The organism is Kiloniellales bacterium (genome assembly GCA_030066685.1).
GTDB lineage: Bacteria > Pseudomonadota > Alphaproteobacteria > Kiloniellales > JAKSBE01 > JAKSBE01.
This window is the reverse complement of record JASJBF010000027.1, coordinates 72,780-86,524: the sequence shown is the minus strand read 5'-3', so window position 1 is coordinate 86,524 and position 13,745 is coordinate 72,780. Positions and strand designations below refer to the sequence as shown.

Here is a 13,745-nt window from a genome sequence, read left to right as displayed (position 1 = left end):
GCCGCCAGACTCGGGGCGCGCAACCTGGCGGCGTGGAAAGCGAGATCATGGGCGAGGCCCTCACCGCGAACGTCATCTGGGCCGGGCTGTCGGCGATGATCGCCGCGGCCATCGTCCTGTCGTGGCCCTATCGCCGCGAGTGGCGCTTCGTCCTGCGCCGCCTGATCGCCGCCCCGCCGGAGGCCATCTGGGACGTCTACCACCCCGGGGCCGAGACCGAGGCCCACGCGGCCTTCCACCGCGAGATCCATTCGGTCAGGAGGCTGGACGGCCTGCCGGTGACCTGGGAACTCGTCGTCGACGGCAGCGGCGGCCACGGCACGCACCTCATGACCCTGCGCTACCAGTCGCTGAACGAGCAGAGACCGGCGCGCTCGGAGCTGCGGCACAGCGAGATCGACGGCCGGCCCTATCCCTTCGGCGAAGCCCACCGCGAGACCCTGGAGCTCGAAGCGCGGCCCGACGGCACGCTGGTGTCGCTGGGGTTCTCCGGCGAGATCGCCAGCCTCTGGCAACTGCTCCATCTCTGGCGCCACCATCGCCGCTACCTGGGCCGACTCCAGCGCTTCTGCGAGGGCGGCGGCCTCGCCCCGGAGATCTCCAAGGGCCGGGCCTTCTGGACCAGCCTGGCGCTCTCCGCCGTCGCCCTGGTCAGCTTCGCCCTGCTGTTCGGCTGGGCCGGCGCGCTGCTGATCGCCGGGATCCTGGTGATCCACGAGTTCGGCCACTGGCTGGCCATGCGCCTGACCGGCCAGCCGGCGCCCAAGCTGCTGCTGATTCCCTTCTTCGGCGGCGTGGCCGTCGCCAACCATCCGCACCGGACCCTCTTCGACGACGCCTTCTGCGCGCTTATGGGCCCGGGCCTGAGCGCCCTGCCGGCCCTGGCCCTGCTGCTGGCGGCCTGGGCCCTGGGCGTGCCCGACATGGCCGCCTTCATGGCCGCCCCATCGGGCCCGGTCGCGGACCTGGGCGCGCAGGTGAAGATGGCCTTGGCCCTGGGGGCGGTCGCGATCGCCACCGCCATCGGCGCCCTGAACCTGCTGCAGATGGTGCCGGTGCTGCCGCTCGACGGCGGCCAGATCCTGCGCGCCTTCCTGCAGTCCTTCGGCGCCAGCTGGGCGCGCCGCATCCTGCTCGCCGTGACCGGCCTCGGGATCCTGGGCCTCGGCTACGCCGGCGACTACATTCTGGCCGGGATCCTGGGCCTGGGGGCGCTCCAGGCCTGGTACCTGGGCGAGGAGGCGCCCGAGGCCCGCCCGATGAGCGCGGCCGGCGCCAGCGTCCTCGGCCTCGGCTATGTCCTGACCCTCGGCATCCACGCCGCTGCGCTCTATTTCGGCCTGCAGGTGATGGGCATCGACATCCTCTGAGGCGGGCAAAGCCCTATTCAGGCGCGGTCTCGGCACCGGCCGGCCGCGGGCGCTCGCCCTCGATCAGGGGCCTCTGCCGTTCCAGGATCTCGAGCAGGTAGGCCCAGAAGGTGCGGATGCGCGCGGTCGCCAGCAGGTCCTTGTGGGTCAGCAGCCAGTACTCGTGGTTGCCCTGGGTCCGGCCCGGCGGCACGCGGACCAGGGTCGGCTCGGCGTCGCCCAGGTAGCAGGGCAGGAGGGCGATGCCGGCGCCGGCCTTGGCCGCCTCGAGCTGGCAGACGTCGCTGGGGATGCGGCCGCGCACCGGGGTGTCGGGCAGCGGACCGGCGCGCACCCAGTCGGGGTGAGGGACGTGGTCGTGCCAGCCGATCCAGCGCGCGGCGGCCGGATCGCGCGCCGGATCCCGGGTCGCGAGGTAGTCCGGCGTCGCGTAGGGCGCCTGGGCAATGCGCGCGACCTTGCGGCCGATCAGGTGCTCCGGCGGGCGGCGCGTCGCCCGCAGCGCGACGTCGGCCTCGCGCGCCGAGAGGTTCGCGGTCTCGAGCGACATGTCGAGCTCCAGGGTGACCTCGGGATAGAGGTCCATGAAGGCGACCAGGTCGGGCATCAGCAGGCCGAGCAGGGCGCTGTCCGGCGCGGTGAACACGATGTCGCCGCTGAGCCGCGCGTCGCGGCCCAGGACCAGGCGCTCGACCCCCTGGACCTCCGCCTCGATCCGCCGGGCGGCGGCCAGGGTCTGCTCGCCGGCCGCGGTGATCGCGTAGCCGGCGGGGGTGCGGTCGAAGAGGCGGGCGCCGAGCCGCGCCTCGAAGCCCCGGATCCGCCGCGACACCGTGGTGTTGTCGACCTGCAGCAGCCGCGCCGCGGCGCGGACCGAACCGCCGCGGGCCACCGCCAGGAAGACCCTGAGATCGTCCCAATCCATGCGTGCTTTCCTCGCGACCGGGCCGGCTCTGCGTGCTTCTGCGCCGCGCTGCCGGCCCAAAACCGGAAACCTGCGGTGATTATGCCGCAGCTTGCGCCGAATTTGCGGACTTCATCCGCTTCGACGCAACGCGCATTCTGTCCCGAGCCGGACGGCCGAGGTCCGAGACGGCAGGGCGAAACCGAAAGGGAAGGACGGGCGCATGATCGAACTCTACGAATGGCCGCCGACGCGATCGCAGCGGGCGAAGTGGGCGCTCGAGGAGCTGGGGATCGCCTACACCTCCCGGGTCGTCGACCTTCCGGGGAAGCAGCAGGACTCCGAAGCCTACCGCGCCCTCCATCCCCTGGGCGCGGTCCCGGCCCTCAGGACCGAGGCATACACGATCTTCGAGTCGGTCGCGATCGTGCTGCAGCTCATCGACGAACACCCCGAGAAAGACCTGGCGCCCGCGCCCGGCAGCCCGGCGCGCGCCCTCTACTATCAGTGGAGCGTCTTCGCCTGCGCCGAGCTGGACCCGGCGGTCATGATGGTCTTCGACAACACCCTGCGGCCGCTGACCCACATGCGCCCGCCCGGCACGCCGCACGACCCCGGGCTCGCCGAGCGCGGCCGGCGCGACTTCGCGACCCGCGCCGAGATCCTCTCCGCGGCGCTCGACGACCGCGACTATCTGCTCGGCTCGCAGTTCTCGGGCGCGGACATCCTGGTCGGCCACAGCTGCTTCATGGCCCGGTTCAACGGCCTGCTCGGCGACCATCCGGTCCTCGAAGCCTACTACGACCGCCTGAGCCAAAGGCCGGCCCACCGGCGCGCCTATCCGGCGGCCGCGTGACCCGCTGCTCCTGGTGCCGGTCCACACGGGTGACCCGGCTGCGATTCATCGGCGTTGCGCGACCGTCACGCCTTCGACTCGGGTGTCCGGGAGCGCTGGGTCACAGGGCCCGGATCATCTTGAACCGGTCGAACGCGCCCTCGACCAACCCTTCGCTGGCACCTCACCCGCCTGAGCCGTCCGCAACGGTGTCGGGCTCACCCTCCGGCTGCCAGGTCACCAACATCCACCATCAACGGTAACCGATCCAAATCGCCCAAGACTTCCGCTCAGAGATCCATTCCGGACCAGGACGAGGGCAAATCCGGACGATCAGTTTTAGCCGAGAGTGTTGAAGAAGTCCGATTGAGACCGATTTCGGGTGTCCGCTGTTAGTAACAGCGGACGTTTTCTTGGCACCTCGGATTTGGCCGAGGCGCTTCAGCTTTGTCGATCCATGGCGATAGGGATTGGGGCAAGGGTCACGCGGCGATGGCCTGAGGCGGCGGTATGCTCGTGTTCTTGACCAGGCGTTTGAGGTTCTGGACGGTCGCGGTGAGCAAGAACTCGTCTCTCGCGCCGGTGAGGCCGCGCAAGCGGAGCCGTGCGAGGGCGAGGACGTGTTTGACCTCGCCGAAGAGGGTTTCAATCTTCTTGCGTTCGCCGCGGGAGGCCGCGTAAGCCTCGGTCTCCATCAAAGCGCGGGTATAGTCGCGCGCTGCTTCGTTGGGGTCGCGCGGAACCCGGGGCGTTGGGACAGCATTTCGGCTTCATCTGGGAGTGTCCGATGAAGTGTGTATGTGAGCGATGCGCGATTTGGTTCAGGTCTCGCCTCGCAGTCTTTCTCCGAACAGGATATCAAACTGGTTGAGCGCTGGCAGCCACTCCTTGGGGGCGGCCTTCCATCCCTTCTCGATGTTCCTGAGGGCCAGGAACAGCAGCTTGCCGGCCGCCTGATCGTTGGGGAAGTGGCCCCTGGTCTTGATGATCTTGCGCAGGCCGCGGTGCAGGCTCTCGATGGCATTGGTGGTGTAGATCAGGCGCCGGATCTCCGGAGCAAAGGCGAACATCGGGATGATCTCCTCCCAGTGGCAGCGCCAGCCGGCGACGATCGAGGGGTACTTGGCGCCCCAGAGCTGCTCGAACTCCACCAGGCGGTCGGCCGCGGCCTCGACCGTCTCGGCCCGGTAGATCGCCTTCATGTCCTTGGCCACCTGGCGTCGGTCCTTGTAGGCGCACAAGGACAGGCCGTAGCGCATCAGATGGACGATGCAGGTCTGGACCTGGGTCTCCGGGAAGACCGCGTTGATCGCTTCGGGGAAGCCTTTGAGGCCGTCGACCACCGCGATCAGGCAGTCCTTGATGCCTCGGGCCTTGAGCTCGTTCATCACCCGCAGCCAGAACTTGGCGCCCTCGCTCTGCTCGATCCACAGCCCCAGGATCTCCTTGGTGCCGTCCAGGCGGATGCCGATCGCCAGATAGACCGCCTTGTTCCTGACCGCCCCCTCATCGCGGATCTTGACCCGCAGGGCGTCGAAGAAGATCACGGGATAGACCGGATCCAGCGGTCTGGTCTGCCAGGCCTTGACCTCCTCGAGCACGGCATCGGTCACCCGGCTGATCAGGTCCGGGGAGACCGAGATCGCGTAGAGCTCCTCGAGGTGGCCGCGGATCTCGCGCTGGGTCATGCCCCGGGCATAGAGCGAGATTACCTTCTCGTCGAAGCCGGGAAGCCGGCTCTGACCCTTCCTGACCAGCTGTGGCTCGAAGCTGGCGTTGCGGTCCCTGGGCACCGCAACATCGACCGACCCGCTCTCCGTCAGAACCCGCTTCCGGCCGTGGCCGTTGCGGTTATTCCCGCTGCCGCGACCAGTCGGATCGCCCTTCTCATAGCCCAGATGCGCGGTCAGCTCCGCTCCAAAGGCCCGCTCCATCAAGGCCTTCTGCAGGCTCTTCAGAAGACCTTCATCGCCCAGCAGGTCCTCCGGACCCTCGTAGCCTTCCAGCAGGGCGTCCAGCAGCTCCTTGCGAATCTCTTTCATCGTGCTTCCTCCTTACAGGATCGAAGCACACCACTCGCTTACACACCTAATCGGACAGTCTCCTTCATCTCGCCGCGCAGCCAGCTCAGGTCCAGAACCGCATCGATCTTGCGCAAGGGATGATCGGCCGGAACGATCTCTTCAAGATCGAACTCGTAGAAAACACGGTCCTGCCGACCGACCGGCTTACCCATTATCGCCCCGATCCTCTCACGCCGCCCGCAGACGCAAAGAATCACGGCACGCCGAGCCGCTCAAAGGACCTTTTCGACAGCCTCGGCTATGCCTTGCCCTCCACACCATGCTCTCGGCAGGTCCGGTCAACCTCCAAATTCAGACATCAGAGCTTGGGACGACCGCTCGGCTCGGTTTCCGTAAGTGTATGGTATCAGTCGGTGACGGAGAAGGACCTGCTTCCATCAACCGCATTTGGACACTGAGCTTGAACATTCAGAATCCTCACCAGCAATGGAAGCTCTTCCCGCGTGAACCTTTGAATTTGACCGAAGATGAATTTCCATGAGTCGTAGGAAGAGGTTCTTATACCTCTGATTGTATAAGCTGGCTACAATTAGCCAATAGCCTGATAAATCGAACTACTCCGGAATCGATACTGGAGCTCGCAGAGTCCGCGCAAAGGTCTCGGACTCAGCAAGCAATAAGTTGGAAAGGGGGGCGTGATGAGGACTTTGAACCGAACGCTGTTGTCGGTGTTCCTTTTGGTCGTCTCGCTAACGGCGCAGGCCGAGACGATCCTGCCCGGTCTCGAAGCGCCGGTCACCGTGGTGCGGGATTCCAACGGGATTCCGCATATCTTTGCCAAGAACGACCACGATGTCGTCTTCATGCAGGGTTGGGTGCACGCCGAAGACCGTCTTTTCCAGATGGATCTTTTTCGACGGCAGGTCGCCGGCACCACGGCAGAGCTGCTCGGCAAGGCCGCGCTGCCGTCCGACGTGATCTTCCGCACGCTCGGCTTCGAACGGGCCGCCAGGCGCTCGCTGGACGCCCATGCACCGGAGTTCAAGGACCTGCTGCAGGCCTACAGCGACGGGGTCAACGCCTTCATCGATGTTGCCGAGGCGACCGGACTCCTGCCGCCGGAGTACGGGGTCCTGGAACTGTCGCACGTCGCCCGCTGGAGCCCGCTGGACAGCCTCGCGATCGGCAAAGGCCTCGGCGTTCAGACGTCGGTTCTCGGGTCGGAGGACATCGAACTGACCGTGACCCTCGAGACCTATCGGCTCGCGGGCGCGGCGGCCGGTTTCGACGGCTCGAAGCTCTTCTTCGAGGACCTGTTCCGCAGCGCGCCCTTCGATCCGGCCTCGACCGTGCCGGACGCTGAACAAACCAAGCCAATCCTCGGCGTAGAAGCGCAGATTGCCGCTCTGCAGCGCCAGGTCTTGCAGCCGCGCGAGATCGGGCCGCGTCTCGGAGCCAAGACGCTGGAACAGGCGCGCGGGTACCTGGAGAAGCTGCGCGGTCTGCCGCGGATCCCCGGTCTATTGCAGCCCGACGGCCGAACGGCGGGTGGCAGCAACACCTGGGTGGTCAGCGGCGCGCACATCCGCAACGGCCGCCCTTTGCTGGCCAACGATGCCCATTTGACGCTCAATTCCCCGACGATCTTCCACCAGGTGCACTTGGTCGCGCCCGGCCTCGACGTGATCGGCCGGGGCCTGCCCGGTGCGCCCTGCGTGGCGATCGGTCACAACCGGCACCTGGCCTGGGGGTTCACGAACAGCCGGCTCGACATAACCGACACCTATGTCGAAGTCATCGTGGAGGACAAGAATTCGCCAAGCGGCCTGAGCACCCTTTACGAGGGCGTGCCCGAACCGATCATCCCCTTGCTTGAGAGCTTCAGCGCCAACGAGGGCGGGATAGTCCGTCCGCAATTCGACCAGGTTGTCCTGATCGTCCCGCGACGCAACAACGGCCCGATCATCACCAAGCCGGAACCCGATCCTGAAATCGGGAAACTCACGGCCCTCAGCCTGCAATCGATCGGGTTCGGCCCGACCCGCGACCCCGAAGGCATCTGCGATATCAATCGCGCCCGCAACTTGGCGGAATTCAAATCGGCCCTGCAACTCGTCGACTTCGCGTCGCAGAACGTTTCCTACGCGGACAGCAAGGGCAACATCGCCTACTTCGTTTCCGGCGAGGTGCCGCTGCGCGAGGACCTGCAGGCGGCCGAACCGGGTGACCCTGTTGCGCCGCCGTTCCTGATCCGCCAAGGTACCGGCGGGCAGGAATGGATCCCGGAGGAGAACCCGCCGCCGACACAGGCGACCGCCTTCGCGATTCTGCCCTTCGAAGAGATGCCGCAGACCGAGAATCCGATCAGCGGAGTCATCGTCAACTCGAACAACGATCAAGCCGGCAACAGCCTGGACAACGATCCCCTGAACGATTTCCGTCCTGGCGGCGGCCTCTACTATCTGAACTGGGGCGGGCGCAATTTCTCGATCCGCGCCGGCCGAACTACCCGGCTGCTCGAGGAAGCGCTCGACGACGATGACCGCCTCGGCCCCGCCGACATGATCGAGCTCCAGGCCGACGTCGTGATGCTCGACGCCCAGGTCCTGACCCCGGCCATCCTGCACGCCTTCGATCGGGCCTCGTCCCCTGGTGCCCACCCCGCGCTGGCCGCCTTCGCCGCGGACCCGAGGGTGGCAGAAGCGGTGGAGCGGCTGGAAGACTGGGACCATTCCACGCCGACCGGAATACCCGAAGGCTACGACGCGCGCCGAGACGATGACGATGATGACGACGACGAAGAGTGGAACGACCTGGACGAGGACGAGATCGAGAACAGCGTCGCCGCGACCATCTATTCGGTCTGGCGGCGCGAGATGGCGGCCAATACCATCGACGCCACCCTGGCCAGCGTGGGGCTACCGCCCTTGGTCAACGTCAGGGAGGAAAGGATCACGGCCCTGCGTTACTTACTCGACACCTTCGAGGGCAATCAAGGCGTGGGCGCCTCGGGACTGGATTTCTTTCCCGGTCCGAGTGACGCGGATCCCGCCACCCGCCGCGATATCGCGATCCTGAGGAGCTTGGCCGACGCGCTCGATCGCTTGGCGTCCGACAGTTTCAAGGCGGCCTTCAACAACTCCCTCGACCAGGACGACTACCGCTGGGGCCGGCTGCATCGCATCGTGTTCGCGAATATCCTGGGCAGCGTGTTCAACGTGCCGCCGGGGTTCGGTTTCTTCCCGCCGCCCCTGGACGACCTCGACGGGATTCCGACCGACGGCGGCTTCGAGACGGTGGACGTCGGCAGTCCGGCCATGAATATCGAGACCCCCGGCAGCGATGCCTTCATGTTCAACTTGGGACCGACCGGTCGTTTCGTCGCCGAGTTCGGACGCCGAAAGCTCAAGGCGGTGTCCAGCCTGCCGGGCGGCGAAAGCGCCGTACCGGGCAGTCCCTTCTATTTGAACCTGCTCGAGCCCTGGCTGCTGAACCAGACCTATCCGCTACTGGTTTCACCCAGGAAGGTGCGAGCCGACGCAGAAAAGACGCAAATCTTCGCGCCGCCGGCATCGTGAAGACGGTGTCGGCCGCGACGGCGCGCAGAATGGTTTCGTCTCAAATTGAAGGCTGACGTGGCCAGCCACATCAACCGAAAAGCAGCAGAGTCGGCCCTAGCAGGCCTCGCCGGTCGACGTCGGCTTTCAAGGGGAGACCGGTTGTCCACCTGTGGCCATCGGTTCGGGCGTTCCCAGCGAGTTGCGGCCGGCTCGACCTCATCGTCTGCCAGTCGATCTCACCAGGGAATGGGGCCCCCGGCCCTTAGCAGTTAGGCTCACAGTGCCTTTTGTGATGGTACCAGGCTGATTCTCTGGCCTCGGCCATGCGCTCCATGCCGATTCGCATCAGGCCACCGCCTATAGCTTGGCTGCCAACGCGACTGCCGAGCGCACCGCCGTCGTGGACCAACTAGCGCACTTCCCGATCAGACGCATTCGCGTCTGGCCGGGAGTAGTGCGCTAACACGTTGCAACGAGGGCATTACATCCGGCCAGATGGATCGCAAAGCGATTCCATCTGATCGGATAATGCCCTCGCGCAGGCAAGCTCCGCCCGTACTCGGTCCGTTCGGGACCGGCACCAGAAACTGGCCCTAACTTTTTGAACTAATCCAATATATTGACGCAGCTACCACCTTCGCAGCCCCCACTGGGGTCAATTGTGGTACTTGTCCAACGGCCGCCCCCACCATTGTTTGAGCTGCCGCGACGCCCGGGGCTCTGGGAATCCAAGTAAACGTTTCCCGATTGCCCAGTGTCGAGATTGAACCAGTTCCCGCGGTCATCAGCCACGTAACGGCCGGGCTGCACGTATCCGTAAATCTGTGTAGCAGTGCGGCACCAATCATCGGTCATAGGGCGACCGTTGACGAAGGCGCCGCATGCTGCATTTGCGTCTGCCCAGGGCGACATCGCCAAGATTACGAAAGCTGCTGCTACAAGGCTGCCAGCGATCGTTTGTGTCTTGGTCCATCGCATTCTCACACTCCATTCAACTAAGGTTGCGTTCAATAGAGAATAAGCCTCTGCTAGGCGAGCTAAGTGGGTTTCATCACACTTTGGGCTGACTAGAGATTAGGGGCCCCTGACTTCTGCTTCGGGTCACACCTTGCCGTGGGTCGAACCATCACCGCACGTCCGGAGCAGGGATGACAGTGGTCGTAGTCGCCGCAAAAAACGGACATCGGCTCTGACGAGTCCTGAGTTGGGGCGAACTCGGAAATGACGAGCCACCGCTGGGCACGGCGATTTCTAGCCATAAATGGCCGTCCGGTGTGGTGTTGGACAATCAACGCGAAAGGCTGAAGTCGACCCGAAGCGGGCGTTCAGGCTTGGCCAATCGTCTGGGACTCGTTTGAGGAGCTTGGCCAGTCGAGATGAGGCCGAAGGGCCGCCACGCGCCAAAACCGAGACTGCCCGAACCGAGGTTGCTTCGGCAATCAACCTCTGGCTCCGTCCCGGTTTCGCTCTACCGGAACAACCGGGAAATGCTCGAGCCGTTGTGGATCGCAAGGATGGCATCGGCGAACAGTTCGGTGACCGAGCAGACTTCGATGATGTCGAGCTGCTTCTCCGAGGCAAGGGGGATGGTGTTGGTGACCACCAGCGACTTCAGTGGCGAGGCCGCGATACGCTGCACCGCTTGACCCGAGAGTACCGGATGCACCGCAGCCGCCTCGACCGAGGTCGCACCATGATCCAGCAGGAACGCCGTTGCTTCCATCAGCGTGCCGCCGCTGGCGATCTCGTCGTCGATGATCAAGGCGTGCTTGCCGGCGACGTCGCCGATCAGAGCGACCGCGCGTGGTTTCTCGTCATCGCCATCGCGGCGTTTGTCGACAATCGCGATCGGCAGGTTGAGGCGGTTGGCGTAGCCACCAATTTCCTTGGCCTCGCCGACATCGCCCGCGACGAGGACATAGTCGGCAAGCTCCCGGGTTGTAAGCAAGTGATCGCAGATGATCGGTGCCGCCTGAAGCTGATCTACGGGAAATCGAAAAAAGCCCTGCACCTGCGGTGAGTGGAAATTCATCGTCAGAACCCGGTCAGCGCCTGCGGCCTCCAAAAGGTCCGCCATGAGCCGGGCCGTGATAGAGATTCGCGGCTGGTCCTTCTTGTCGGAGCGTGCATAGGGAAAGTAAGGCAAGACCGCGGTCACCCGCTTGGCCGAGGCGTGCTTCAAGGCGTCAATTGTGATCAGAAGCTCGACAATGCCGTCCGAAACGGGCACGCAGGAGGGCTGGATGACGAAAGCATCCGACTCCCGGACATTCTCTTCGATCTGCACCAACATGTTCTCGTTGGAGAAGCGGACGATACGGGTCTTGCATACTTCGACACCCAAGTGCCGACAGACCTGCTCGGCGAAGGCTGGATGTGCCGAACCGCTAACGATCTGAATTGATTCGGCCATGGGCTTCCCCTTATCGCGGTGTTGCTTGGTCCCGATAGGGCCGTTCTAGGGCATTATCCGATCAGATGGAATCGCTTCGCGATCCATCTGGCCGGATGTAATGCCCTACCTTCAGAGTGATAGCGCACGACTCCCGGCCAGACGCGAACGCGTCTGATCGGGAAGTGCGCTAGCTGATCCGCTGCGAAAAGGCACCAGGCAGGGCGGATATCACCCCTCGGCGCTCTTGATGGCTGCACAAGTCGCTGCTCTCGATCCGTTCTGGTCGCTGTCGGACCTCATCATCCCCGAGCGCTCGGGCCGTCCGGGATCCCGCGGTAGGACCGGACCATGCTGGACTTCGAGACTAGAAATGCCGGGCGGAGAAACGGGTCCACTACAACAAGCTCTGCCACTTCTACCTGGTCGAGCTGATCGTCCGGCGCGCGCGGGCGAGGGAGCGGGATCACCGGGCGCTCTGGATCTCCGTCGACGGGGCCGTCGGGCGGCTGAGCGAAGAGGCGCAGCGCTGGGCGGTGACCAGGGTCCGGGGCGGCGCGCCGCGGCCCGAAGATCCGCGAGGCGATCCGAGGTGACCCGGTCGGAGGGCGCGACGTCACGCGCGCCGGTCACGCCTCTGGATCGGGCGCCGCCTCCGGCGGCAGGGTGAAGATCTCCTGGTCGCCGCGGACGCCGCGCAGGGCGTGGCGGCCGAGGGAGAGCAGCTCGCCGGAGATGCTGTCGGCGAAGGCGGCGGAGACGATGACCGGCGCCTCGAGGGTCTTGCTCAGCTCCTCGAGGCGGGCGGCCTCGTTGACCGCCGAGCCGATGACGGTGAAGTCCAGTCGCCGCTCGCTGCCGATGTTGCCGTAGGTCAGGTCGCCGCGGTGCAGGGCGATGCCGACCGAAAGCGGCGCCTCGCCCGCCTCGGCGCGCTCGGCGTTGCAGGCGGCGATCCGCCGCTCGGCGTCGCGCACCGCGGCCAGGGCGCCGCTGCAGGCCGCCGGCGCGCGGCTGGCCGGATCGTCGATCGGGAAGATCGCGAGCACCGCGTCGCCGATGAACTTGAGGACCTCGCCGCCCTGCTCGATCACCGCCCCGGCGATGCCGTCGAAGTAGTGGTTGAGGGCCGCCAGGTAGTCCTCGCGGGAGAGCCGCTCCGCCAGCACGGTGGAACCGCGCAGGTCGCTGAACAGGATCACCGCGTGGATGTTCTCGCCGTCGCCGCGCTTGACCCGCCCCTCCAGGACCCGCTCGCCGGTGCTGCCGCCGAGGTAGGTCTGCAGCAGCGACAGGGAGGAGAGCCGCTGGGCGTGGGCCTCGAGCTGGCGGCTCAGGTTGGGCAGGATCTCGTGCAGCTGGCCCAGGCTCTCGGTCGAGAAGCCGCCGGGTTCCTGCGAGACCATGGTGATGATGTTGATCTGCCCGTCGGCGAAGCGCATCGGCATGGCGACGTAGTCGGTCGCGCCCTCCTCGACCAGGTCCTTGAGGATCGGGTAGTCGAGGCGCGGGTTGGGCACGTCCAGGCGCCGGCGCACGCCGCCCTCGCCCTTGAGGATCACCGCCAGGGGGCTGTCGCGGAACTGGCTGCTCTGGATCCCGGTGTGGGTGGCCTGGAACTCGGTCACCTCGCCGGTCTCGGCCCGCCAGGTGTAGGCGTGGGCGAAGAGCTGCGGGTTCAGGGTCTGGATCATGACTCGCAGGCGCATCAGCGGCATGCCCCGGGCGACCAGGGCCTCGGCCAGGCGCCGCACCAGCTCCTCCGAGGACTTGGCCTGCCAGGCCTCCTGCACCAGCCAGGGCACCAGGGGGTTGTCGGCGGCGGGCGCGTCCTCGGGCGGCGCCAGGGTGATCTCGGCGTCCTCGGCCAACCAGGTGTCGATGCGGTCCCGGTAGAAGGCGATGTAGTTCCCGACCAGCTCGGCCTCGTCGAAGGGCGCCTCGTAGCTCCACGCCAGGTTCTCGACGGTCTCGCCGTCGAGCTCGAGGCTCCAGTAGGAGGCGTTACCCTTGAAGGGGCAGTAGGTGCGGTGCTCGGTCGGGGTCAGCAGGTCCATGCGCACGTCCGCGCGCGGGAAGTAGTAGACCGGCGGCAGGCGGGTCTCGTGCATGACCAGCGCCCGGCGGCTGTCGGCCAGGGTCACGCCGCCCGCGATCGCGCGGATGCGCCGGTCGCTCGGCTCGATCACCAGCCGGTAGCCCGTGTGCGCCTTGGCCTCGTGCCGTTCGAAGGCCTCGGCCGCCTCGATGACGTTGCTCACCGCCGTTTCTCCAGATCCTGCCGCCCGCCGCGCGGTCCGGCGCCGCGCTCGGGCAATCGACCCCCTAGATTTGGGCATCCGCGGGCCGGAAATGAAGGCCCCGCGGCCCGGCTCGCAAAGACCCCGTCGGCGCGCCCCCCGGAGGCCGCCCCTCGCCCCGGCGGCCCGGTCATGACGCCGTCTGCCAGCGGCCTCGCTTCGCCCCTGGTCCGGGCCCGCAGGGACGGGGTGATCGACCGCCTGCCGCCGGCGGCGTGACGGCGGGGATCGATCCCTTTGAGACCTTCACGGTGTGACCGCGAAGAGCTTTTGTGAGGGGTCAAGCGGTCGTCCGCCGGGCTCCGCCGTGTCGGGGAAGAGTAGCCAGATCCAGCCCTTCGATAGATCCGACGCAGTCTC

The 13,745-nt window shown here is 66.1% G+C and carries 7 protein-coding genes and 2 pseudogenes; 3 read left to right on the top strand and 6 right to left on the bottom strand.

The genetic code is table 11. The features are described from left to right. Positions 1–47 precede the first annotated feature (47 nt). The gene (locus tag QNJ30_15860) at positions 48–1,370 is read left to right on the top strand and encodes a hypothetical protein (protein MDJ0944943.1); all 1,323 of its coding nucleotides are present in this window, start codon (positions 48–50) and stop codon (positions 1,368–1,370) included. Positions 1,371–1,383: 13 nt separating this feature from the next. On the opposite strand, the gene QNJ30_15855 is transcribed toward QNJ30_15860, so the two are convergent. Continuing rightward, complete coding sequence (locus QNJ30_15855; GenBank protein MDJ0944942.1) at positions 1,384–2,295, bottom strand: LysR family transcriptional regulator; 912 nt, start codon at positions 2,293–2,295, stop codon at positions 1,384–1,386. Between the two features lie 202 nt (positions 2,296–2,497). Between QNJ30_15855 and QNJ30_15850 the strand changes: the two genes are divergently transcribed. Continuing rightward, a complete protein-coding gene (locus tag QNJ30_15850; protein MDJ0944941.1) occupies positions 2,498–3,130 on the top strand; it encodes a glutathione S-transferase family protein in 633 nt (210 codons plus the stop codon). Between the two features lie 461 nt (positions 3,131–3,591). Here QNJ30_15850 and QNJ30_15845 read toward each other — a convergent pair. From QNJ30_15845 to QNJ30_15835, 3 genes and pseudogenes are all read right to left on the bottom strand, one after another. Beyond that, a pseudogene (locus QNJ30_15845) lies at positions 3,592–3,822 on the bottom strand (transposase). Positions 3,823–3,930: 108 nt separating this feature from the next. Beyond that, positions 3,931–5,151, bottom strand: coding sequence for an IS256 family transposase (locus tag QNJ30_15840; GenBank protein ID MDJ0944940.1), 1,221 nt, complete (start codon positions 5,149–5,151; stop codon positions 3,931–3,933). Between the two features lie 74 nt (positions 5,152–5,225). Next, positions 5,226–5,348 (bottom strand): annotated as a pseudogene (locus QNJ30_15835) (hypothetical protein). A gap of 483 nt (positions 5,349–5,831) precedes the next feature. On the opposite strand from QNJ30_15835, the gene QNJ30_15830 reads away from it, so the two are divergent. Then, entirely contained in the window at positions 5,832–8,711 is a 2,880-nt protein-coding gene (locus tag QNJ30_15830) for a penicillin acylase family protein (protein MDJ0944939.1), read from the top strand. Positions 8,712–10,161: 1,450 nt separating this feature from the next. On the opposite strand, the gene QNJ30_15825 is transcribed toward QNJ30_15830, so the two are convergent. Further along, a complete protein-coding gene (locus QNJ30_15825; GenBank protein ID MDJ0944938.1) occupies positions 10,162–11,106 on the bottom strand; it encodes a ribose-phosphate diphosphokinase in 945 nt (314 codons plus the stop codon). Positions 11,107–11,714: 608 nt separating this feature from the next. Beyond that, entirely contained in the window at positions 11,715–13,346 is a 1,632-nt protein-coding gene (locus tag QNJ30_15820; GenBank protein MDJ0944937.1) for a DUF427 domain-containing protein, read from the bottom strand. Positions 13,347–13,745: the final 399 nt, after the last annotated feature.